Origin of the sequence: Sphingomonas sp. Leaf412 (assembly GCF_001425405.1) — a bacterium.
GTDB lineage: Bacteria > Pseudomonadota > Alphaproteobacteria > Sphingomonadales > Sphingomonadaceae > Sphingomonas.
Genome location: NZ_LMQP01000001.1, coordinates 229,892 through 252,514, shown reverse-complemented (window position 1 = coordinate 252,514; position 22,623 = coordinate 229,892). Strand labels below are relative to the sequence as shown.

Below are 22,623 nucleotides of genomic sequence, written 5' to 3'. Positions count from 1 at the left end.
ATAGGTAACTAACACGCGAAGAGGGGCCATTCCGATATGACGAGCATCCTGACCACCGCCGCCGCACTGGCGCTGACCGCCGCGACCGGGGTCGCCGCGGCGCAGGACGTGCCGCTGATCGAGCGCACGAAGCTGTTCGGCAATCCCACGCGCACCGGCGGGCAGCTGTCGCCCGACGGCAAGTGGGTCAGCTTCATCGCGCCGCGCGACGGCGTCATGAACGTGTGGGTGGCGCCGGTCGGCGACCCCGCCGCCGCGAAGCCGCTGACCGCGGAGAAGCAGCGCCCGATCCGGCAGACCTTCTGGGCGCCGGATTCGCGGCAGGTCCTGTTCGTGCAGGACAAGGGCGGGGACGAGAATTTCCTGCTGTACGGCGTCGATATCGCAACCGCGCAGCAAAAGTCGCTGACCCCGTTCGAGAAGACGCGCGCGATGCCGATCGGGACCAGCCACACGATCAAGGACCGGATGCTGGTGGGCGTGAACAATCGCGACCCGCGCTGGCACGACGTGTACGACCTGAACCTGACCACGGGGCAGTTGACGAAGGTGTTCCAGAACGACGGTTATGCCGGGTTCGTCGCGGACGACCAGTTGAAGGTGCGCATCGCGGAAAAGACGCGCGCCGACGGGGGCACCGATTATTTCCGCGTGAACGGCACCACGGTCGAGGCCACGCCGTTCGCGACCGTGACGTACGAGGATGCGGGCAATACCACGCCGCTGGGCTTCACCAACGACGGCAGGACGCTGTACTGGGCCGATGCGCGCGGGCGCGACACCGCCGCGCTGGTGGCGCAGGACGTCGCGAGCGGCAAGACGACGGTCGTCGGGCAGGATGCGAAGGCGGACATCACCGGCGGCCTGTTCAACCCCGCGACCGGGCAGGTCGAAGCCTATGGCGTCTATTACCTGCGCAACGAATACAAGCCGGTGGGCACTGCGGTCGCGGCGGACCTCGATTTCCTGAAGGCGCAGGGCAAGGGCCAGTTCTACGTCGGGTCGCGCACCGATGCGGACGACAAGTGGCTGGTGACCTATGACGGCGTGACCAGCCCGTCGGCGACATACCTGTACGATCGCACGGCGAAGAAGCTGACCGAGCTGTACGTCACCCGCCCCGAGCTGGTCGGCGCGCCGCTGGTCGCGATGCACCCGGTCGAGATCGCGACGCGCGACGGTTTGACGATGCCGAGCTACCTGACGCTGCCCAAGGGCGCGGACGCGAACGGCGACGGGAAGGCGGACAAGCCGGTGCCGATGATCCTGTGGGTGCACGGCGGGCCGTGGGCGCGCGACGGGTACGGCTACAACAGCTACCACCAGTGGTTCGCCAACCGCGGCTATGCCGTCCTCAGCGTCAATTATCGCGGATCGACCGGGTTCGGGAAGAAGTTCGTCTCCGCCGCCGACCTGCAATGGGGGCGCAAGATGCACGACGACCTGCTCGATGCGGTCGACTGGGCGGTGAAGCAGGGCGTGACGCGCAAGGACACGGTCGCGATCGGCGGAGGCAGCTACGGCGGCTACGCCACGCTGGCAGGGCTGACGATGACGCCCGACGCGTTCGCGTGCGGCGTCGACATCGTCGGGCCGTCGAACCTCAACACGCTGCTGGCGACGATCCCGCCCTATTGGGAGGCGGGCAAGCAGCAGATGTACCGGCGCATGGGCGATCCCACCACCGACGCGGGCAAGGCGTTGCTGAAGGAGCGCAGCCCGCTGACCTACGCCACCGCGATTCGGAAGCCGCTGCTGATCGGGCAGGGCGCGAACGATCCGCGCGTAAACGTGGCGGAAAGCGACCAGATCGTCGCCGCGATGGAGGCGAAGGACATTCCCGTGACGTACGTGGTGTTCCCCGACGAAGGCCACGGCTTCGCCCGGCCGGTCAACAACATCGCGTTCAACGCGGTGGCGGAGAATTTCCTGGCGGGATGCCTGGGCGGGCGCGCCGAGCCGATCGGGACCGCGTTGCAGGGATCGACCGCGCAGGTGCGCAAGGGCGCGACGCATGTGAAGGGCCTGGACGCGACGGCCGCACCGGCGGCGGCGAGGTAACCGGTCCGCCGCCTGCGGATCGTCCGCGGGCGGCGGGATCTATCGTCGAAAAATGGTGCTGCCGGTGAGGATTGAACTCACGACCTCAGCCTTACCAAGGATGCGCTCTACCACTGAGCTACGGCAGCACTCGTCCGCGGACGGAAGGGGGCTAAGAGACGAGGCGGGGCGGATTGTCAAGGCGCCTTGCCGCGGGTAGCGCCGGGGGATGGCGACGGGCGAGGACGCGAAGGACCAGCGGGCGGCGCGGCTGGCGAAGGCGCTGCGGGAGAACCTGCGGCGGCGCAAGGCGCAGGCGCGGGGCGAGGAGGCCCCGGCGCCCGACGTCCCGGCACCGGACCGGACCCCCTAGCCCAGCGGCGCGCACCGGCCGTCGAGCCACGCGGCGTCGTCGGCGGGCAGCAGCGGGCGCAGCGCCGCCGCCACGCGCGCGTGATAGGCGTCGACCCACGCCCGTTCCGCGTCGTTCAGCAATTCCGGCTCGATCAGGTCGCGGTCGATCGGCGCCAGCGTCAGCGTCTCGAACGCCAGCATCGTCGCTTCGCCGCCGGGCAGGTCGCGTTCGACGACCAGCAGCAGGTTCTCGATCCGGATGCCGTATTCGCCCGCCTTGTAATAGCCCGGTTCGTTGGAAAGGATCATGCCCGCGCGCAGCGGCTCCTGCGGGCCGCCGCCGGGATAGCCGGGCTTGGCGATGCGCGCGGGCCCTTCGTGGACCGACAGATAGGCGCCGACGCCGTGGCCGGTGCCGTGCGCGAAATCGAGCCCGGCCTGCCACAGCGGCAGGCGGGCGAGCGCGTCCAGCTGCTGCCCGGTGGTGCCGTGCGGGAAGGCGGCGGTCGCGAGCGCGATATGGCCCCTCAACACGCGGGTGAAGCGGTCGCGCATCTCCGCCGTCGGCGCGCCGATGGGCACGACGCGGGTGACGTCGGTCGTCCCGTCCTCGTACTGGCCGCCCGAATCGATCAGGTACAGGTGGCCCGGTTCGATCGCCAGGTCGCTGTCCGGGGTCGCGTGATAATGCGGGATCGCGCCGTGCGCGCCGGTGGCGGAGATGGCGTCGAACGACAGGTCGCGCAGCATGCCCGTCTCGCCACGGAAGGATTCCAGTCGCGCCGCGGCGGACATCTCGGTCTGGCCGCCCTTCGGCGCCTCGGCCGCGATCCAGCGCAGGAAGCGGGTCAGCGCGGCGCCGTCGCGCAGCGAGGCGGCGCGGTGACCGTCCACCTCCGCGGCGTTCTTCGTCGCCTTCGCCACGATCGTCGGGTCGCGCAGCGCCAGCGTGGTGCCGCCGCCCGCCTCCACCGCGTCGAAGATCGCGGCCACCGCCATCGCGGGATCGATCGCGACGCGCCGGCCCGCGAAGCCGCCCAGCGCGCGCGCGAAGTCGGCGCGGTCGCGGACGCGCACGGCATTGCCCAAATGCTGCGCGACGGCGTCGTCCACCTTGCCCGGCGCGACGAACAGGTCCGCGGTACCGTCGGCATGGACGACGGCGTAGGACAGCGCCACGGGCGTGCGCGCGACGTCGCTGCCGCGCACGTTCAGGAGCCAGGCGATCGAATCGAGCGCGGGGATCACGACGGCGTCGGCGCCGATCCCCGCGAGCCAGTCCGCCACGTCGCCACGCTTGGCCGCCGACGTGCGCCCGGCGGCGGCGTCGGCCTGGACGCGTAACATCGCATCGGACGGGGCGGGACGGTCGGGCCAGATCGCGTCGACCGGATTGGCGTCCACGGCCACCAGTTCGCCCCCGACGGCGGCCATCGCGCGGCGCGCCTCCTCCACCCAGGCGCGGGTGTGCAGCCACGGGTCGTAGCCGATCCGCGCGCCGCCCGGCGCATGCGTGCCCAGCCACGCGGCGACGCTGGTGTCGGGAACCGCGACATACTGCCAGTCGTCGGCCGACACCTGTTCGCGGACCTGCAAGGTGTAGCGGCCGTCGGTGAAGATCGCCGCCGCCTCGGGCAGCACCGCGGCGGTTCCGGCCGAGCCCTGGAACCCCGTCAGCCACGCCAGCCGTTGTGCATAGGCGCCGACATATTCGCTCATATGCTCGTCGGTCAAAGGCACGACGAAGCCGTCCAGCCGGTTGCGGGTCAATTGGTCGCGCAAGGCGGCGAGGCGGGCGTGATGGGTCGACATGGCGGTCCTGATCGGTCGGCCGTCCGTCCCGAGAGGCCGGGCGAGGCCGCAATCCGTCTCGAAAGGTGCGCGCACCCGCAGGTCGAGACGGCATTCCGGCGTCGCTCGATGCCGTCCCGGCACGAGCGGGGGGAGGGCGAACGGCGGATTACTGCCAGAACTGCGCCGCGGGCGCAAAGGGTGAGGCGCGGGAGGACTTGACCACGCGATTCCCCGTCTGTCATCATGGCGTCACGCCCGCGCGCCACGGCGGCGGGGAAGGCAACAGGGGGCGCGCGCGTGTTCCATCCCGACCTGATCCGGCATCCGGAAAGCTGTCCGACGCTGGTGCTGAATGCCGACTACACGCCGCTGAGCTATTATCCGCTGTCGATCTGGCCGTGGCAGACCGCGGTGAAGGCGGTGTTCCTCGACCGCGTGGACATCGTCGCGCATTACGAGCGCGAGGTGCACAGCCCGACGCACACGATCAAGCTGCCCTCCGTCATCGCGCTGAAACAGTTCGTCCGCCCGTCGCAATTCCCCGCCTTCACGCGCTTCAACCTGTTCCTGCGCGACCGGTTCGCGTGCCAATATTGCGGCCATCCGCGCGACCTGACCTTCGATCACGTCGTGCCGCGGGCGCAGGGGGGGCGCACGACGTGGGAGAACGTCGTCACCGCCTGTGCGCCGTGCAACCTGAAGAAGGGTGGGCGCACGCCCCGGCAGGCGCGGATGCCGCTGCTCGTCGAGCCGATCCGGCCGACCAGCTGGCACCTTCAGGAACACGGCCGCCGGTTCCCGCCCAATTACCTGCACGAAACGTGGCACGATTGGCTCTATTGGGACGTTGAGCTGGAAGCGTAGAAGGGGAATCGTTCGTGGCGAAGACGGGTGGAACGGCGATCGTCGCCGCGTTGTTGGTCGCCGCATGCGGTCCCTCGCCCGAGGAGAAGGCGGAGACGAACGCCGCGATCCAGAATTTCACCCCGCCCTTCGTGATGTCGCGGCTCGACTTCGGCGGGGTGGTCGAGCGCCGCTTCCGCCGGCTGGACCGCAACGAGGACGACCGGATCGACCGCAGCGAGATCAGCCCGCGGCTGGCCCCGCGCTTCGCGAAGATCGACACGAACGGCGACGGCGGCATCTCGAACGAGGAATGGAGCGCGTGGATGATCGCGCGGTTCGACAAGCAGGACGAGAACAGGGACGGCACCGTCACGAGCCAGGAGCGGGAGAAGGCCCGCGCGCAGCAGGAGATCGACCTGCCGACGCCCGCGGAGGAGCCCGCGACGAACGGGACGGGGGTAAGGAAGTAGGCGTAGCCAATCGGTCGAAGGCTTACCTGCACCTCCTTGTGTCCCCGCGAAGGCGGGGACACAGTCTTGGCTCCCGCCGTCGCGGGAGAACAATTGCTCAACGGTTCGAAACGCTGACCTACATCACGGCAGCGTGCCATGTCATGTCCCCGCCACCACCTCCCACCCGCGCAGTAAACCGCTGCATTGCCCTCACCCTCGTCCAACTTACCGTCCCTCGGTTGACCTCGCCCCTGCCGCAGCGCAGCATGACGGCATGAGCAATCTCCCCTCGGTCGCCAACAATCCCGATGTCCGCTACCTCGGCCGCGTGCTCGGGGACGTGATCCGCGCTTATGGCGGGGAACGGTTGTACGAGCGGACCGAGGCGATCCGGTCCGCCTCGGTCGAGCGGCATCGCGGCAACGATGCCTCGCCGGACGCCGAGCTGGGGCAGATGGATCTGGACGAGACGCTGGATTTCGTTCGCGGCTTCATGCTGTTCTCGATGCTCGCCAACCTGGCCGAGGACCGGCAGGGCATCGCGGCGGAGGAGGGCGCGGACCTGGCCGCCGCGCTGGCGCGGCTGGAGGGGGAGGGGGTTTCGCGCGATGCGGTGCTGGCGCTGCTCGACCACGCCCTGATCGCGCCGGTGCTGACCGCGCACCCGACCGAGGTGCGGCGCAAGTCGATGATCGACCATCGCAACCGGATCGCGCAATTGATGGCGCTGCGCGATACGGGCGCGACGACGACGCCCGACGGCGACCTGGTGGACGAGGCGATCGTGCGGCAGGTCGCGCTGCTGTGGCAGACGCGCGTGCTGCGGCGCGAGCGATTGTACGTGGTGGACGAGGTGGAGACCGCGCTCAGCTATCTGCGCGACGTGTTCCTGCCGGTCATCCCCGCGCTCTATCAACGCTGGGACCGGGCGCTGGGGCAGCGCACGCCGCCGTTCCTGCGCCCGGGCAGCTGGATCGGCGGCGACCGCGACGGCAATCCCTTCGTCACCGCCGATAGCCTGCGCACCGCCCTGGCGAAGGCGGCGCAGGCGGCGCTGGGATTCTACCTCGACCAGTTGCACGCGATGGGGGCGGAACTATCGATCTCCGCCGATCATGCGCATGTCGACGATGCGGTGACCGCGCTGGCGGCGGCGAGCGGCGATACCGCGGAAAGCCGCAGCGACGAGCCGTATCGTCGTGCGCTGTCGGGCATCTACGCGCGGACGGCGGCGACCTATGCGACGCTGACGGGTCATGCCGCGCCGCGTCCCGGCGCGCTGACGGGGGAGCCCTATCCCGATCCCGCCGCGTTGCGCGCGGACCTCGTCACGCTGGCGCGGCCGTTGTCGCAGGAGGGGCATGGCCTGCTGGGTTCCGGCGGGGCGATCGGGCGGTTGATCCGCGCGGTCGAGGTGTTCGGCTTCCACCTCGCCACGCTCGACCTGCGGCAGAACAGCGCGGTGCACGAACGCATCGTGGCGGAGATGCTGAAGGTGGCGGGCGTCGCGGACGATTACGCCGCATTGGACGAGGGGCAGCGCGTGATGCTGTTGCGGCAGGAACTGGCGACGCCGCGCCCGCTTACCAGCCGCTTCGCCGATTATTCGGACGAGACCCGCGGCGAACTGGCCATCGTGGCAGCGGCGGCGGATGCGCATGCCACCTACGGCCCCGGATGCATCCGGCAGTATATCGTCAGCATGTGCCAGTCGGTCAGCGACCTGCTGGAGGTGCAGTTGCTGCTGAAGGAAGTCGGGCTGTACCGGCCGGGCGACACGCCGACGGCGGCGGTGATGGCGGTCCCGCTGTTCGAGACGATCGGCGATCTGGAGGCCGCGCCGGGGATCATGACCGAATGGTTCGCGATCCCCGAGATCCGCGCGATCGCGCGGGCGCGCGGGCATCAGGAAGTGATGATCGGCTATTCCGATTCGAACAAGGACGGCGGCTACCTGACCTCGACATGGCAATTGTCGAAGGCGTCGACCGCGCTGAAGCCGGTGTTCGACGCCGCGGGCGTGGGGATGCAATTGTTCCACGGGCGCGGCGGCGCGGTGGGGCGCGGGGGCGGGTCCGCCTTCGCCGCGATCCGTGCGCAGCCGCGGGGCACCGTGCAGGGCCGCATCCGCATCACCGAACAGGGCGAGGTGATCGCGGGCAAATACGGCACGCGGGAAAGCGCGACCACGAACCTGGAGGCGATGGCGTCGGCGACCCTGCTCGCCTCGCTGGAACCGGAGCAACGCTCCAACGGCGAGAGCGCGGCGTTCGAGGGCGCGATGGACCGTCTGTCCGCGGATGCCTTCGCCGCGTATCGCGACCTCGTCTACGGCCCGGCGGATGGGGGCGACGGCGGCTTCCGCACCTTCTTCCGCGAGATGACGCCGATCGCGGAGATCAGCGGACTGAAGATCGGCAGCCGCCCCGCCAGCCGCAAGAAATCCGACGCGATCGAGGATCTGCGCGCCATCCCCTGGGTGTTCAGCTGGGCGCAGGCGCGCGTGATGCTGCCGGGCTGGTACGGCGTGGGTCAGGCGATGGCGGCGTTCGGGGACAAGGGCCTGTTGCGCGAGATGGCGCAGGGGTGGCCGTTGTTCGCCGCTACGCTCGCCAATATGGAGATGGTGCTGGCGAAATCCGACATGGGGATCGCCGCGCGCTATGCCGGGCTGGTCCGGGACGACGGGCTGCGCACGCGTTTCTTCGGTCGCATCCGCGACGGCTGGCGCCAGACGCACGACGCGCTGCTGGACGCGACGGGACAGGCGCACCTGCTGGAGAAGCACCCCGCGCTCGACGCGTCGATCCGGTTGCGGCTGCCCTATATCGAGCCGCTGAACCTGTTGCAGATCGAACTGATGAAGCGCCATCGCGCGGGCGAGGACGATGCGCGGGTGGGCGAGGGGATCCTGCTGTCGATCAACGCGATCGCGACCGCGCTGCGCAATTCAGGCTGATATCACCGCGGCCGTTTCGCGCCGCCCAGCGCGGACAACACGCCGCGCATCGTGCGGACCTCCTGCTCCGACCAGGCGGGCTTCGTCAGCAGCGTGCGCAGCGTCCGCCGGATCGTGGGGATGCGGTCGGGCGGGTGGAAGAAATTGGCGTCGACCAGCAGGGCGTCGAGCTGCCCGATCATCCCCTCCAGATCCTCCTGCCGCGCGGGCGGGTCCATCGCGACCTCGGGCGGGGAGGCCAGCGCCTCCCCCTTCGACCATTCATAGGCGACGAGGATCACCGCCTGCGCCAGGTTCAGGCTGCCGAACTCCGGGTTGATCGGCACCGTCACGATCGTGCGCGCGAGCGCGACGTCGTCGGTTTCCAGCCCCGACCGTTCGGGGCCGAAGAGGATCGCGGACCGCGCCGTGGCGCCGCGGATCGCCGTCGCCGCGGCCTCGGGCGTGACGACGGGCTTGGTCACCCCGCGCTTGCGCACCGTGGTGGCGTAGACATGCGCGCAGTCGGCGACCGCGTCGGCGACGCTTTCGAACACCTGCGCGTTCTGGAGCACGATATCGGCGCCCGAGGCGGCGGGGCCAGCGGCGGGATTGGGCCAGCCGTCGCGCGGGGCGACGAGGCGCATCTCGGTCAGGCCGAAGTTCAGCATGGCGCGCGCGGCCTTGCCGATGTTCTCGCCCAGTTGGGGGCGGACGAGGACGATGACGGGGGGTGGGGCTGGCGTCGTGCTTGTGCTTCGAGACGGGGCTTCGGCTGCGCTCAGCCCCTCCTCAGCACGAACGGTGGTGTTCCGTTCGTCCTGAGGAGCCGCTGAGCCTGTCGAAGCGGCGTCTCGAAGGGTCGCCCGCCTTGCCAGTTCGCGGATCCGTTCCCAATCCCCCGCGATCAGCGCTTCCTTCTTCCGCCGCCCCCAGCCCTTGATCTGCCGCTCCGCTGCCAGGGCTTCGTCCCGCGAGGGGAATTCCTGCGACCAGACATGCTCGATGGGCAATCGTGTCTGCGTATAGTCCGGAAGCAGCCCGCTCGCGTGCGCGGCGATGCGCGCGTCGAGATCGTCGGTGTGGCCCGTGTAATAGCTGCCATCAGCGCAGCGCAGGATATAGGCGAAGAAACTCACGACGAACCTAGTTCGGGCTGAGCGAAGTCGAAGCCTGTGCGCTGCGCATGCCCTTCGACTTCGCTCAGGACGAACGGAGGTTGAAGAGCGGCCGATGAGAGCAGGATAGCCAATCTCACCCGCGCCCGGCCTCTTCCACCGAGCCGGCGAATTCCTCGAAATCGCGGGCCTCGCCGAATTCGCGATAGACGCTGGCGAAGCGGATGTAGGCGACCGAATCGAGGCCCTTCAGCCCCTCCATCACCATCTCGCCGATCCGCTTCGACGGCACGTCGGCCTCGCCCGCGGTTTCCAGCTGGCGCTGGATTCCGCTGACCAGCTTTTCCAGCGCCACCGCATCGACGGGACGCTTACGCGCGGCGATCGTGATCGAGCGGAGCAGCTTCTCGCGCTCGAACGGTTCGCGGCGTCCCTCGCTCTTCACGACGGTGAGGTCGCGCAGCTGGATCCGTTCGAACGTCGTGAAGCGGGCGGCACAACCCTCGCACTGGCGACGGCGCCGGATCGCGGCGCCGTCGTCGGTGGGTCGGCTGTCCTTTACCTGGCTCGCCTCATGGCCGCAGAACGGACACCGCATCAGCCGTTCTTGGTGCCCTTGTGATAGGCATAGGCCGCGCCCGCGATCGCGCCGAAGATCGGGCCGACGATCGGCACCGGGATCGCGACGACCGCGCCCAGCGCGCTCCACTTGGCCATGCTCTTGCCCAGCCCCGGCTGCTGCTTCACGTTGGTCTGCACCTCGGCGATCTTGTCGTCGAACTTGGCCATGTCGGCTCCTTTACTGATAGATCGGGAAGCGCGCGCACAGGGCGCGCACGCGGGTCCGAACGTCCGCCTCGACCGCAGGGTCCCCGCTCTCGCCCTTTTTCGCCAGGCCGTCGAGGACGTCGGCGACCATGTTGCCGATCTCGCGGAATTCCGCCGTGCCGAACCCGCGCGTCGTGCCCGCGGGCGAACCGACGCGGATGCCGCTGGTCTTCACCGGGGGCAGGGGATCGTTGGGGATGCCGTTCTTGTTGCAGGTGATGCCCGCGCGCTCCAGCGCCTCGTCCGCGTCCTTGCCCGTGACGCCCAGCGGCGTGAGGTCGACCAGCGCGAGATGCGTGTCGGTGCCGCCGGACACCAGGTCCGCGCCGCGCTCCTTCAGCGTCGCGGCCAGCACCTTGGCATTGTCCACCACGGCGCGGCTGTAGTTCCTGAATTCGGGGCGCAGCGCCTCGCCGAACGCCACCGCCTTGGCGGCGATCACGTGCATCAGCGGCCCGCCCTGGAGCCCGGGGAAGACCGCGGAATTGATCTTCTTCGCGATGCCCTCGTCATCGGTCATGACCATGCCGCCGCGCGGGCCGCGCAGCGTCTTGTGCGTCGTGGTCGTCACGACGTGCGCGTGGCCGAAGGGCGTCGGGTGGACGCCGCCCGCGACCAGCCCGGCGAAATGCGCCATGTCGACCATGAAATAGGCGCCGACCTTGTCCGCGATGGCGCGGAAGGCGGCGAAGTCGATCTGGCGCGGATAGGCGCTGCCGCCCGCGATCAGCAGCTTCGGCTTCTTCTCCATCGCCAGCCGCTCGACCGCGTCATAGTCGATCAGGTGCGTGTCGGGGGTGACGCCGTACTGGACCGCGTCGAACCACTTCCCGCTCATCGCCGCGCGCGCGCCATGGGTCAGGTGGCCGCCGGCGTCGAGGCTGAGCCCCATGATCGTCTCGCCCGGCTTCACCAGCGCGAGCATGACCGCGCCGTTCGCCTGCGCGCCCGAATGCGGCTGCACGTTGACGAAGCCGCAGCCGAACAATTGCTTCGCGCGGTCGATCGCCAGTTGCTCGACCTCGTCGGACGGGTGGCAGCCTTGATAATAGCGCTTGCCCGGATAGCCCTCGGCATATTTGTTCGTGAAGACCGATCCCTGCGCCTCCAGCACCGCCCGCGACACGATGTTCTCGCTCGCGATCAGTTCGATCTGCGTCTGTTCGCGGTCCAGCTCGTGCGCGATGCCCGCGGCGATGGCGGGGTCGGCGTCGGCCAGGGTGCGGGTGAAGAAGCCGTCCGGCTGCACGTCGGACAGGAGTTGCGGATTGGTGCTCATGCCGGGTCCTTCAGCTTGTCGACACGGGCGGCATGGCGACCGCCCAGGAAATCGGTGGACAGGAATGCCGCAACGCAGGCGTGCGCCATCTCGGGGCCGATCAGGCGCGCGCCCATCGCGATGGCGTTGGCGTCGTTGTGGCTGCGCGCCAGTCGCGCGGACAGCGGTTCGGCCACCAGCGCGCAGCGCACCGCGGGATTGCGGTTGGCCGCGATCATGATGCCGATGCCCGACCCGCACAGCGCGATGCCGCGATCGGCCGACCCGTCGGCCAGCGCACGGCCCAGCGCGGCGCCGTAATCGGGATAGTCGACGCTGGCGTCGTCGTGGGTGCCCAGGTCGAGCACCGCATACCCATCCTCGCGCAGCCGGTCGGCCAGGTCGCGCTTGAGCGAAACGGCGGCGTGATCGGACGCGATGGCGATGCGCGGAAGCGGTGTCACGGCGGGGGTCCTGTATGGGATCGGGGACGTGCGCGCCTTACGCGCCGTGCCGCGCGAACGCCACCCGGAACGTCGCCCCGCGTGCGATCGTTACGCACGCATGATGAACCGTCTCGCTCCCGTCGCGCTCGTGATCGCGCTCTCCGCCTGCTCCTCGCCCGCGCCGGTCGGCAACGATGCCGCGATGACGGGGACGGGCGACTATACCGGCGTCCGCAACCAGGACGCACCCGCACCCGCATCCGCGCCGGAACCCGCGGCCACCGCGAAGACGGAGGCCGACTATATCGGCAAGTGGACAGGCGTGGAGGGCATGTTCCTGACCGTGACGAAGCGCGACGGCGGCGGCGTGACGATGGACATGCAGTGGGACCTGGACAATCGCGGCACCTTCCCCGGTTCGGTGACCGCGGAGGGCCTGCGGTTCATGCGCGACGGGAAGGACGAGATCGCGGTTCCCGGGGACGGCGACGCCACCGGCCTGAAGTGGCTGGCGGGGAAGAAGGATTGCCTGATCGTGAAGCCCGCCGAGGGTTATTGCCGCGATTGATCCGATATCGCGCGATGGATCGCCAGCGTCCGTCGCGCCTCCTCCAGGTGCAGTCGTTCGACCATCTGCCCTTCGACCCGGATCGCGCCCTTCGCCGCGGCATCGGGATGGTTGAACGAGGCGACGACTGCGGCGGCCCAGCGCACCGCGTCCGCGTCGGGCGCGAACACGCGATTGGCGGGCGCGATCTGCGACGGGTGGATCAGCGTCTTTCCATCGAAGCCCAGCGTCAGACCCTGGCGGCATTCCGCCGCGACCGCCTCCTCGTCGTCCAGCACGTTGCTGACCCCGTCGAACGCCACCAGCCCCGCGGCGCGCGCGGCGACGACGATCTGGACCAGCACGGGGATCAGCGGCGCGCGGTCGACGCCGGGGCGGCAGCGGATTTCCTTGGCCAGATCATTGGTGCCCGCGACTAGCGCGGCCAGGCCGGTGTCCCTCGCCGCGCCGACGATCGCGGCGAGGTCCAGGATCGCGCGCGGGGTTTCGATCATCGCCCACAGGGCGGGGCCGTCGCCGAGCACGGCGCGGGCGTGGCGCAGCGTCGCGGCCGAATCGACCTTGGGCAGCAGCACCGCATCCACGCCGCTGCCCTTCAGCGCGCGCAGGTCGTCGTCGGCGCCCTGCGCCCCCATAGCATTGGCGCGGACGACCAGTTCGCGATGCCCGAACCCGCCCGCGCGGACCGCCGCCACTGCCGCATCGCGCGCCTCCCCCTTGCGATCGGGCGCGACCGCGTCCTCCAGGTCCAGGATGACGACGTCGGCGGCGAGCGTGCGCGCCTTCTCGATCGCCCGCGCGTTCGACGCGGGAAGGAACAGCGCGGAGCGGCGGGGGCGGTGGGTCATGGGCGGCCTCCTACACATCCGTTCGCCCTGCGCGAAGTCGAAGGGCATGCGCACAGGCTTCGACTTCGCTCAGCCCGAACGGAGGGTGGTGAAGGGTGTGAAAGTCGTCACGCCACCGCGCGGCGCCACACCATGTCCTCGCCCGCGACCTCGACCACGCCCGCCGTCCCGACCGGCTCGATCGCGCCGTCGGTCAGGAAGGCGATAAGGTCGGCGTCGTCGCCCGCGACCTTCGCCAGCGTCCGCTCCCCGGCCGGGGTCCGCGCGACGACCACGCCCTTCGTCGGGGACCCGTCGCGGGCGTAGAAGAGAGTGTAGCTTTCGATCGTCGCGGGACCGGCATAATCCTTCACCAGCGGGGGGACCGGCCCGCGCGCCGCGTCGGCATCGGCCTGCACGTCGAAATCGTGCGCCTCGCCCGCGCCGGGCAGGGGATGCGTCGACAGGACGATGGCGTGGTTGTGGGTCGCAAAGCCGCCGTTGGCGAACAGCAACCCCGTCTCGCCCTCCCCGCCGCGCAGCGAATCCACCATCTCCGCCACCGCATGGCTCATGTAGTTGCCGATCGGTCCGCCCCCGAAGGTCAGCCCGCCGAACACCGTCGCGGGCTTTTCCACCGGCCAGCCGATCACCCGCCGCGCCATCTTGGGCACGCAGGGGAAGCAGGAATAGAGTTCGGCCAGGTCGAGGTCCGCGCCCGTCAGGTCGTTCCATTCCAGCGTGCGGCGCAGGCACGTCTCCATGCTGGGCGACGCATCGTAGCGGTCGCGGGCGAGGAAATCGTCGCTCTCGTGCGCCGCCGCGCCGCGCCCGACGTACACGATCCGCTCCTCCGGCACGCCGCGCCGGCGCGCCTCCGCCAGGCTGGTGACCAGGAACCCTGCGCCCTGGTTGACGCTGGAATTGGCGACCATCAGCTTCGTGTAGGGGAAGGCGATGGGACGGTTGTCCGCGGTGGGTTCGACCACCTGCGCGACCGTGCGCGGGGCGTGGATCCAGGCGGCGGGGGTCTGCGCGGCGATGTCGCTGAAGCGCGACCATATCTCGCCCGATTCGCGCTGTCCCTCCGCCAGCGTCTGGCCGTAGGCGGCGCGGCCCGCATTCTCGTACAGGGGATAGACGTCGACCGGGGCGGACAGGCCGTAGCGCTGGCGATAGCCGGGCGCCGCGCCCTTCTGGAGGTTGCGGATCGGGTTCTGCGCCGCGACGTCGGTCTTCGCCCGCGCCGCCGCACGCTGGCTGGCGGTGCGCAGCGCCTCCGCGCCCACGACCGCGCACACCGTCGCCTGCCCGCGCGCGATGCGGTTCGCGGCCTCGTTCAGCAGCAGGATCGGGCTGTCGCCGTTGGGGCCGACCGATTCGTAGGCGAGCGACGGCGTCGCGCCGATCGCGGCGGCGACCTTCTCCGCCAGCGGATTGTGCTGGCGGAAGCTGATCTGCTGCACGACCGCGACGGTGTCGACCGCGGACAGCCAGCCGCCGCCCGCATCGGCATCCGCCGCCTCCAGCGCGGCGCGCATCAGGTCGAGCGGCTCCATGCCCTGCATCGGGTCGGCGGGGCGGTCGTTGACCTGCCCCACCCCGACGATGACCGCGATGCGCGCGGGATCGGCGCTCATTTCGCCTGCCACACCGGCGCGCGCTTCTCCGCGAACGCCTTCGGCCCCTCGCGCGAATCGGCGCTGGTGAAGACGATGCGCGATTCGGCGCGGTTCTGCGCCCAGGCGCCGTCCTCGCGCGCGACCTTCCCGTCCGCGATCCCCTGCGCCATCCGCTTCGACGCCTGCACCGACAAGGGCGCGTTGACCGCGATCCGTTCGGCCAGCGCGACCGCCGCGTCGACGACCCCGCCCGCGGGCGCCAGCGCGTTGACGAGGCCGAGTTCCAGCGCGCGCTGCGCGGTGATCGGGTCGCCGGTCAGGATCATCTCCATCGCGATCTTCTTCGGCAATTGCTCCGGCAGGCGGAACACGCCCCCGGCGGCGGCGAACAGCCCGCGCTTGGGTTCGGGCAGGCCGAAGTGCGCGGTCTCCACCGCGACGGCCAGGTCGCAGGCCAGCGTGATCTCCAGCCCGCCGCCCAGCGCGTGGCCGTTGACCGCGGCGATGACGGGCTTGGAGATGGCGTGGCTGACGATGCCGGCGAATCCCCACGCCTGCTTCGTCGCGTCGTCGGGCGCCAGGCTCTCGCCCCGAGACAGCGCGACCAGGTCGGCGCCGGCGCAGAAGGACTTGTCGCCCGCCCCGGTGACGACGACCGCGCGCACCTCCGGATCGGTGTCCGCCGCGGCCAGCGCGTCGCCGACGCCCTCGTGGACGTGGCGGTTGACCGCGTTGCGCGCCTCCGGCCGGTTGATCGTCACGATCATCACATGCCCGCGCCGCTCCACGGTCACGGCGTCGTTGCCGAGTTGCGTCATTCCATTCTCCTCACACGGTTTCGATGATGCGGTCCGCCAGCAGGCGGTCGACCTGCGCATCGGTCAGTTCCAGCCAGTCCGCGACGACCGCGGCGGAATCCTCGCCCAGCCGCGGGGCGGGGCGCTGGTCGGGCAGGGGCAGGCGGCTGCGCGCGGGCGCGCCCTCCACCGCGAAACGGACGTCGATCAACGGGTGCGCCGCCTCGCGGAAGGTGCCCAGCGCGACATGCTGCGGCGCGGCGGGCAGTTCGACGACGCGCAGCATCTCGCCCGCAGGCACGCCCGCCGCCTGGAGGATCGCGGCGGCCTGCCCCGCCGGGCGCGCGGCGGTCCAGCGGGCCAGCGCGTCGTCGATCCGGGCGCGTTCGGCATCGCGGCCCTGCGCGTCCGCCAGCAGCGGGTCGACCAGCCATTCCTCATGCCCCGTCGCCTCGGCCAGCGCGCGCCAGTCCGCCGCGTCGCGCGCGGTCACGACCACCCATTCGTCGTCCCCTGCCGCCGGATACAGGCCCGACGGCGTGGCCATCGGCGGGGTGTCGACGCGGTGGCCCGCCGCGGCGGCACCCAGCGCGGCGATATCGGTCGCCATATGGCCCAGCATCACCTCCGCCTGGCTGACGCTCGCGCTGCCGCCCAGCCCGGTCCGCATCCGGCGGATCAGGAGCGCCAGGACGCCCACGATCCCCACGCGCGCGGCGACGTGGTCGGGATAGACGGTGACGCCGTCGGAAAAGCTGTCGGGCTCGCCCGGATAGGTCCAGCGCTTCGCCAGCCCCGCCGACGCGCGCACCAGCGGGCCATAGCCCAGCCGCCGGCTCCATGGGCCGGTGGGGCCGAAGGCGGCGCTGTCGACCGTCACCAGTCGCGGGTTCAGTTCACGCAGCCGTTCGGGCGTGAAGCCGAGCCCGGCGAGCGTCCCCGGCTTGAAATTCGAACACAGCACGTCCGCGCGTTCCACCAATCGCGCGAACAGCGCCTTTCCGGCGTCCGATTTCAGGTCGATCGACAGGCCGCGCTTGTTGCGATGGCCCGCGGCGAAGGTGATCGACACGGGCGCATCGTCGCGCGACTGGCGCTGGCCGTCCGGGAAGGCGCCGTTCTCCACCTTCACCACATCCGCGCCCAGATCGGCCAGGAACCGCCCCGTCTCCGCCCCGACGACGATCACGCCCATGTCGAGCACCTTCAGGCCCGCGAGCGGCAGGTCCGCCGCGGGCGGTGCGTGCCAGTCGGGGATCGGGCCGTCGAAGCGCGCATCGGACAGGTCGGGCGCCGGGCCGCGGATGCCCGCGCGCGCGCCGTCGATCTCGATCGTGCCGTTGGGGAAGGGGGCGGATACGCCCGGGGCCACCGCCATCTTCGCCACCGCGCCGCGCGCCACCATCTGCGGCGTCGCCACCGCCTCGCCCAGGTCCAGCAGGGCGGCGGCGGGGACGCCGTGCGCCTCCGCCTCGCGCTCGATCTGCGCGCGCGTCCTGTCCGCGAAGAAGCGCGCCATGGCGGGGATGAGCGTCGTGGAGCGGAAGCGCGTCTGCAACTTCTCCCATTCCGGCCCGGCGAATTCGTCCGGTCGACCCATCCATTCGAACATGCCGCGCCACTGCCGCGGCGCCAGGACGCACAGCCGGACGTGCCCGTCGGCGCAGGCGAAGATGGGGTAGCGGAAACGTTCGTCGACGCGGCCGCGCGACATCTTCCACAACGGCACGCCCGATTGCGCGCTGCCCGCGACGCCGAAGCCGGGGTCGAGCGCGGCCATCCCCGCCTCCAGCAGCGACACGTCGACATGGTCGCCGCGTCCGTCGCGCAACCGCTGGATAAAGGACGCCAGCGCCAGCGCGGCGATCTGCACCCCCGCGGTCCGGATCGTCAGCTCGCCCGGCGGCAGCAGCGGCGCGCGGTCGGGCAGGCCGGATCGCGACAGGCCGCCGGTCACCGCATGGAGCACGCCGTCGGTCGCCTGCCACCGCGCCCACGGGCCCGACTGGCCGAAGCTGCTGATCGACATCACCACCAGCGCGGGATGCCGCGCGGCGATTCCCGCCGGATCGAGCCGCGCCTGCGCCGCGCTGCCCGGTGCGCTGTCCTCGATCAGGATATGCGCGTCGGCCAGCAGCGCGTCGAACGCGGGGTCGTCGTCCGCCGGCGCCACCGCGCGCTTGCCCAGATTGTCGGCGACGAAGGACAAAGCGACGCCCGCCACCGTCGGGCCGTGATCCCGGTCCGCGCCCCCGCCCGGCGCCTCGACCCGGATCACGTCGGCGCCCAGTTCGGCCAGCAGCCGCGCCGCCGTGGCGATGCCGCCCGACGTCCGGTCGACGACGCGCACGCCGGTCAGGGGAAGGTCGATCATGCCGGCCATGTCAGCTCCCGCCGCTCGGCGCTTTCGCGATAGAAAGCGAGGATGGCGGCATCGTCGCCCGCCAGCCCCGCATGATGCGCGATCAGGTCGCGCGACAGGTCCGCCCAAGTGGCGTCGAGCGCGGCCAGCGACAGGTCGTCGGCCTGCACGGGCCGCCCCAGCAGCGTGCGCATCGCGGCGATATCCGCGACTCGCCACGCCGCCGCCGTCTCCGCCTCCTGCGCGGACATCAGCGCCAGCACGCCCGCGACGGTCAGCATCGCGCCGCCGTAGGCGTCGTGCGCACCGATCGCGGCGCCCGTGCCCGCCGCCACCTGTCCGGCGCCGACCAGGATATCGCCCAGCGAGCTCATGCCCATGCCTCCAGTGCGCGCGCGATGATCGCATCCTGCCGTCGCGCGACGTACCAGCCCGACAGGCCCAGCACGGGATCGATCCGCCCGCCGTCGACGAATTCCCGGAATGACGACGTCCAGATCGCGCGGCCCTTCACCGAATTGAACAGCGACCACCAGCGCAAGGCGAGCGGATCGACGGTCATCCCGCTCGCCGCCTCCCAATGGCCGATCGCGCGATCGCGCGTCGTCATGCCCGCCACGGTGCCGGGCGCATGGTGGTTCCAGATCGGGTCGAGCGCCCAGCCCAGGTCCTCCAGCGGATCGCCGATATGCGCCATCTCCCAATCCAGCATCGCCAGCATCCCGCCCGCGCCGTCGTGCATGACGTTGCCGGTGCGGTAATCGCCGTGGACGATGCCGATCCGCCGGGCGGGCGGGGGCGGTTCGGCGCGCAGGCGGCGGATCGCGGCGCGCACGACGGGCATCGGCTCGATCTCGTCCTCGTCCAGCACGCCTTCCCAATAGTCGAGCTGCCCGGTCCATGCCGCGTCCGCCGCCGGCGTGGGCAGATGCTGCGCCAGCGGCGACGCGGTCGCATCGTGCGCCGCCAGCCGCCCCAGCGCGGTGAAGAACGCCGTGCCCAGCGCCTCGCCATGCGGGCCGTAGGCGTCGGCGGCGAAGGGCGAGGCAACCTCGCCGCCGTCGATCCGCTCCATGACGATGAAGGGGCGTTCCAGTTCGGCGCCGTCGCGTTCCAGCGCGATCGCGCGCGGGACGGGCAGGACTCCCCACGCGCTTTGATAGGCGCGGAATTCGGTTTCGCTTTCGGTATCGATCAGGCTGCCGCCCGGATCGCGGCGCAGGATCAGCCCGCGCGTCTCACCCTCGACCTCGGCATCGAACCGCCACGTCTCGCGGCTCGCCCCGCCGGGGATGCGCGCGAGGCCCGTGATCGCGACGGGCGCGTCCCACAGGCGGGAGAGATACGCCTCGACCTGGGGGGCGTGGAGCGGGGTGCCGGTCATGCCGGGTCGACCAGCCCGGTGAAGCCGGACGGCGCGTGCGGTCCGATCGCCAGCTGCTCCAGCACGCCGCGCCCGCGTCGCACCGACCCGTCGGGCGACGTCATCGTCACGTCCACCAGCGCCTGCACGTGCAGGTGATGCGGCAGCATCGCGGGCAGGTCCGCGACGACGAAATCCTCGCGCTCCACCGTCACCGCCTCGCCGTGATGACGGCCGTGGCTCCACGTCGGATGGCCGTAGCCCAGCCCCAGCATCATGAAGTTCGCGCCGATGTCGAAGGCGACATGCGTTTCGCCATCGGCATCCGTCAGCAGCAGCGACGCGTCCTGCGCGTGACGCGTACCGGGCGTCCAGTGGATCGTCGCCTCCGCGTCGTCCCAATGCCGTTCGTCATCCGCGCCCCCGCTCTCCGGCCGCCACGCGGCGCGGCGGTTCCAGAAGCGGCCGTGCGCGTCGTCGTTGGTATGGAAATACAGGTCGCCGCCCTCCATGACGCACGGGCTCCACAGCCAGAAGAATTGCGGGTCGATCGGCGGGCTGGCGGGCTGTTCGTCGCGCGCGCCGATCGGGCGGACGCCCCATGAGCGGTCGCGCGTGCCGACCCAGCCGGCGACGTCGGTGCGCGTTCCGTCGACCTCGATCCAGCCCTCGTACCGCCCGTTCTGCGTCAGGCGCGTCACGTCCATCAATACGCGCGGGCCGTTGCGGCGGGTGAAGCGTGGCTCCTCCAGCGGGAAGGCGCGACCGGTGAAGGTCAGGTCAGCACGGATGCCCTCCTCCGGCGCGTCGACCGTCACGCGCAGCGACTTCAGCGGTTCGACCACCGTCACCGCGATGCCGCCGACCTGCGTGTCCATCCGTTCCATGTTCAGCCCGCGGCCGGCGTGCAGGTTCACCTGCCGGCCGTCCTTCAGCCAGCAGAAGCTGGCGTCGATCACGTTCAGGTGCGGGTAGACGCCCATCGCCACCGCGAAGAAGCCGTCGTCGCCCGCGACGGAATAGCCGTTGAAGAAATAGCGGTCGTAGAAATTGCGGTCGGTGCCCGCATAGGCGACCGGTTCGGCCGTCTGGTGGATCGGATAATCGTCGCCCTTGGTCAGCACCATCGCGCTCTCCTGTCGCGCTCTCGCGGCGCCCGTGGGGAGGGGGGTGGACCAGCCGTGCCGCCGCTGTCAACGGCTGGATAACAAAAGTTACGCAGCCTGTCGCCGTGCCGCCGGTGCCCCCCGCGCCCCGCGCACCAGCCGTCCCGGCAGCGCGCCGGTAGGCTCGCCGTCGCGATAGGTGATCGCGCCCGCGCAGACCGTGGCGACATAGCCGCCGGCGCGCTGCATCAACCGCCGCCCGCCCGCGGGCAGGTCGTGCGCGATCGTCGGCGCGTGCAGCGTCAGCCGTGCATGATCGATGACGTTCAGGTCGGCGCGATAGCCGATCGCGATCCGGCCGCGATCGTGCAGCCCGACCAGCGCGGCGGTGGCGGCGCATTGCCGCTGGATCACGAACGGCACCGACAGTTTCGCCCCGCGCGTGCGGTCGCGCGTCCAGTGCGTCAGCAGCGAGGTGGGGAAGCTGCCGTCGCAGATCATGCCGACATGCGCGCCGCCGTCCGACAGGCCGGGAACGGTGTCGCGGTGCGTCAGCATCTCGTACGATGCCTCCAGCGAGCCGTAGCCGTAGCTGAGGAACGGCAGGTACAGGATGCCCGCGCCGTCGTTTGCGAGCAGATGGTCGAGCGCGACTTCCGGCGGCGTCCGTCCCTCGCGCGCCGCGATCGCGGCCAGGGTGCGGTCGGCGGCGGGCTCGTAATCCGGGCTGGTCGCGCCGAGCGGATACATGCCCGCCCAGTTCGACAGGCTGGCCGACGCGAAGGGGCCGCGCGGCGAGGGCGTTTCGGCCAGCAGCGCGGCGCGGAAACCGGGCGTCCGCATCGCCGCGACGCGTTCGGCCAGCGGCAGGTCCGCGACCGCGCGATAGGTGTCGTGCGCGCTGAACGGGTTGAGCGTCAGGTCGAGGCCGAACAACACGCCCACCGCGCGCGGCGACACCTGCGCCGCCATCGGCAGGCCCGCGTCGACCGCGTCGGTCAGCGCGTCGAGCAGCAGGCGGAAGCTGTCGGGGGCGGCGTGGTTCTGCGCCAGGCTGAACGACAGCGGCCGTCCGCTCGCCTCCACGATGCGGCGGAACATCGCGAATTCGGCGAGCGGATCGGGATGGAAGTCGCTGACGACCTGCAACACCCCCGCGTTCGCCTCCGCCAGCGCCATCGCGATGCCGGTCAGCTCGTCCTCCCCCGCGGTCAGCGTCGGCGTGGGCTCGCCCGCCTTCGTGCGGTGGTTCAGCGTCCGGCTGGTGGAGAAACCGAGCGCGCCCGCCTCCACCGCGCCCTTCGCCAGCCGCGCCATGGCGGCGATGTCGTCCCCCGTCGCCGGTTCGCGCGCCACGCCGCGTTCGCGCATGACATGGACCCGCAGCGCCGCGTGCGGGACCTGCGTGGCGACGTCGAGATCGAAGCGCCGCCGTTCCAGGCTGTCGAGATATTGCGGGAAGCTTTCCCAGTCCCACGGCAGGCCCGCGGTCAGGACGGGATAGGGCAGATCCTCCACCCCCTCCATCAGGTATACCAGCCGGTCGCGGTCCTCCGGCCGGCAGGGGGCGAAGCCGACGCCGCAATTGCCCTGCACGACCGTGGTGACGCCGTGCCACGAGGACGGCTGCATCCGTTCGTCCCACGTCGCCTGCCCGTCGTAATGCGTGTGGACGTCGACGAAGCCGGGGGTGACGAGCAGGCCGCGCGCGTCGATCTCCTCCGCGCCGCGGCCCGCGACGCGGCCGATCTCCACGATCACGCCGTGCGCGATGGCGACGTCGGCCGCGAACGGTTCACCGCCCGACCCGTCGACGATCGTCCCGCCGCGGATCACCAGATCGTATGCAGCCTGCGCCATTGCGTCTCTCCCGTGGCGCGGGAAGGTGCGCGGCGCGCACTCCT

The 22,623-nt window shown here is 70.9% G+C and carries 20 protein-coding genes and 1 tRNA gene; 6 read left to right on the top strand and 15 right to left on the bottom strand.

Features of this window, described 5'->3' with window-relative positions:
- Nucleotides 1-36: 36 nt before the first annotated feature.
- Nucleotides 37-2,061 (top strand): alpha/beta hydrolase family protein, encoded by a 2,025-nt coding sequence (locus tag ASG29_RS01060; RefSeq protein ID WP_055978927.1) that lies wholly within the window; start codon nt 37-39, stop codon nt 2,059-2,061.
- A gap of 53 nt (nt 2,062-2,114) precedes the next feature.
- Here ASG29_RS01060 and ASG29_RS01055 read toward each other — a convergent pair.
- Nucleotides 2,115-2,189 (bottom strand) — tRNA-Thr (locus ASG29_RS01055).
- Nucleotides 2,190-2,269: 80 nt separating this feature from the next.
- Between ASG29_RS01055 and ASG29_RS17125 the strand changes: the two genes are divergently transcribed.
- On the top strand, nt 2,270-2,413 hold the full coding sequence (locus ASG29_RS17125) for a hypothetical protein (RefSeq protein ID WP_200932333.1): 144 nt from the start codon (nt 2,270-2,272) through the stop codon (nt 2,411-2,413).
- On the opposite strand, the gene ASG29_RS01050 is transcribed toward ASG29_RS17125, so the two are convergent.
- The gene (locus ASG29_RS01050) at nt 2,410-4,206 is read right to left on the bottom strand and encodes an aminopeptidase P family protein (protein ID WP_055978924.1); all 1,797 of its coding nucleotides are present in this window, start codon (nt 4,204-4,206) and stop codon (nt 2,410-2,412) included. The genes ASG29_RS17125 and ASG29_RS01050 overlap by 4 nt on opposite strands.
- 279 nt (nt 4,207-4,485) lie before the next feature.
- On the opposite strand from ASG29_RS01050, the gene ASG29_RS01045 reads away from it, so the two are divergent.
- The 3 genes from ASG29_RS01045 to ppc all read left to right on the top strand — a co-directional run bounded on the left by ASG29_RS01045 (nt 4,486) and on the right by ppc (nt 8,445).
- Nucleotides 4,486-5,052 (top strand): HNH endonuclease, encoded by a 567-nt coding sequence (locus ASG29_RS01045; RefSeq protein WP_055980647.1) that lies wholly within the window; start codon nt 4,486-4,488, stop codon nt 5,050-5,052.
- Between the two features lie 14 nt (nt 5,053-5,066).
- Nucleotides 5,067-5,504: a hypothetical protein gene (locus ASG29_RS01040; RefSeq protein WP_055978921.1), complete on the top strand. Its 438-nt coding sequence runs from the start codon at nt 5,067-5,069 to the stop codon at nt 5,502-5,504.
- A 256-nt stretch (nt 5,505-5,760) separates the two neighbouring features.
- Nucleotides 5,761-8,445: a phosphoenolpyruvate carboxylase gene (gene ppc / locus ASG29_RS01035; protein ID WP_055978917.1), complete on the top strand. Its 2,685-nt coding sequence runs from the start codon at nt 5,761-5,763 to the stop codon at nt 8,443-8,445.
- Nucleotides 8,446-8,447: 2 nt separating this feature from the next.
- Here ppc and ASG29_RS01030 read toward each other — a convergent pair whose 3' ends face one another.
- The 5 genes from ASG29_RS01030 to rpiB all read right to left on the bottom strand — a co-directional run bounded on the left by ASG29_RS01030 (nt 8,448) and on the right by rpiB (nt 12,092).
- Nucleotides 8,448-9,563, bottom strand: a complete 1,116-nt coding sequence (locus ASG29_RS01030; protein ID WP_082515540.1) for a TrmH family RNA methyltransferase — start codon at nt 9,561-9,563, stop codon at nt 8,448-8,450.
- Nucleotides 9,564-9,678: 115 nt separating this feature from the next.
- Nucleotides 9,679-10,140: a transcriptional regulator NrdR gene (nrdR, locus tag ASG29_RS01025; RefSeq protein ID WP_055978914.1), complete on the bottom strand. Its 462-nt coding sequence runs from the start codon at nt 10,138-10,140 to the stop codon at nt 9,679-9,681.
- Nucleotides 10,140-10,331 carry a hypothetical protein gene (locus tag ASG29_RS01020; protein WP_055978911.1) on the bottom strand — a complete coding sequence of 64 codons (192 nt, stop codon included), beginning with the start codon at nt 10,329-10,331 and terminating at the stop codon, nt 10,140-10,142. The genes nrdR and ASG29_RS01020 overlap by 1 nt, the downstream gene beginning before the upstream one ends.
- A gap of 10 nt (nt 10,332-10,341) precedes the next feature.
- A complete protein-coding gene (gene glyA, locus ASG29_RS01015; RefSeq protein ID WP_055978908.1) occupies nt 10,342-11,649 on the bottom strand; it encodes a serine hydroxymethyltransferase in 1,308 nt (435 codons plus the stop codon).
- Nucleotides 11,646-12,092, bottom strand: a complete 447-nt coding sequence (gene rpiB, locus ASG29_RS01010; protein WP_055978905.1) for a ribose 5-phosphate isomerase B — start codon at nt 12,090-12,092, stop codon at nt 11,646-11,648. The genes glyA and rpiB overlap by 4 nt, the downstream gene beginning before the upstream one ends.
- Nucleotides 12,093-12,192: 100 nt before the next feature.
- Here rpiB and ASG29_RS01005 point away from each other — a divergent pair, with 100 nt between their 5' ends.
- A complete protein-coding gene (locus tag ASG29_RS01005; RefSeq protein WP_055978902.1) occupies nt 12,193-12,642 on the top strand; it encodes a hypothetical protein in 450 nt (149 codons plus the stop codon).
- On the opposite strand, the gene ASG29_RS01000 is transcribed toward ASG29_RS01005, so the two are convergent.
- The 8 genes from ASG29_RS01000 to ASG29_RS00965 all read right to left on the bottom strand — a co-directional run bounded on the left by ASG29_RS01000 (nt 12,627) and on the right by ASG29_RS00965 (nt 22,579).
- On the bottom strand, nt 12,627-13,490 hold the full coding sequence (locus ASG29_RS01000; RefSeq protein ID WP_055978900.1) for an HpcH/HpaI aldolase/citrate lyase family protein: 864 nt from the start codon (nt 13,488-13,490) through the stop codon (nt 12,627-12,629). The genes ASG29_RS01005 and ASG29_RS01000 overlap by 16 nt on opposite strands.
- A 107-nt stretch (nt 13,491-13,597) precedes the next feature.
- The gene (locus tag ASG29_RS00995) at nt 13,598-15,109 is read right to left on the bottom strand and encodes an acetyl-CoA acetyltransferase (RefSeq protein WP_055978897.1); all 1,512 of its coding nucleotides are present in this window, start codon (nt 15,107-15,109) and stop codon (nt 13,598-13,600) included.
- Nucleotides 15,106-15,909 (bottom strand): crotonase/enoyl-CoA hydratase family protein, encoded by an 804-nt coding sequence (locus tag ASG29_RS00990; protein ID WP_055978894.1) that lies wholly within the window; start codon nt 15,907-15,909, stop codon nt 15,106-15,108. The genes ASG29_RS00995 and ASG29_RS00990 overlap by 4 nt, the downstream gene beginning before the upstream one ends.
- 10 nt (nt 15,910-15,919) lie before the next feature.
- A complete protein-coding gene (locus ASG29_RS00985) occupies nt 15,920-18,262 on the bottom strand; it encodes a CaiB/BaiF CoA transferase family protein (RefSeq protein ID WP_235532720.1) in 2,343 nt (780 codons plus the stop codon).
- Nucleotides 18,259-18,624 carry a hypothetical protein gene (locus ASG29_RS00980; RefSeq protein ID WP_156457824.1) on the bottom strand — a complete coding sequence of 122 codons (366 nt, stop codon included), beginning with the start codon at nt 18,622-18,624 and terminating at the stop codon, nt 18,259-18,261. Before ASG29_RS00980 ends, ASG29_RS00985 begins: the two co-directional genes overlap by 4 nt.
- The gene (locus ASG29_RS00975; protein ID WP_055978885.1) at nt 18,621-19,634 is read right to left on the bottom strand and encodes a phosphotransferase family protein; all 1,014 of its coding nucleotides are present in this window, start codon (nt 19,632-19,634) and stop codon (nt 18,621-18,623) included. Before ASG29_RS00975 ends, ASG29_RS00980 begins: the two co-directional genes overlap by 4 nt.
- Nucleotides 19,631-20,740, bottom strand: coding sequence for a hypothetical protein (locus tag ASG29_RS00970; protein WP_055978882.1), 1,110 nt, complete (start codon nt 20,738-20,740; stop codon nt 19,631-19,633). The genes ASG29_RS00975 and ASG29_RS00970 overlap by 4 nt, the downstream gene beginning before the upstream one ends.
- Before the next feature lie 87 nt (nt 20,741-20,827).
- A complete protein-coding gene (locus ASG29_RS00965) occupies nt 20,828-22,579 on the bottom strand; it encodes an N-acyl-D-amino-acid deacylase family protein (protein WP_055978879.1) in 1,752 nt (583 codons plus the stop codon).
- Between the last annotated feature and the right edge of the window lie 44 nt (nt 22,580-22,623).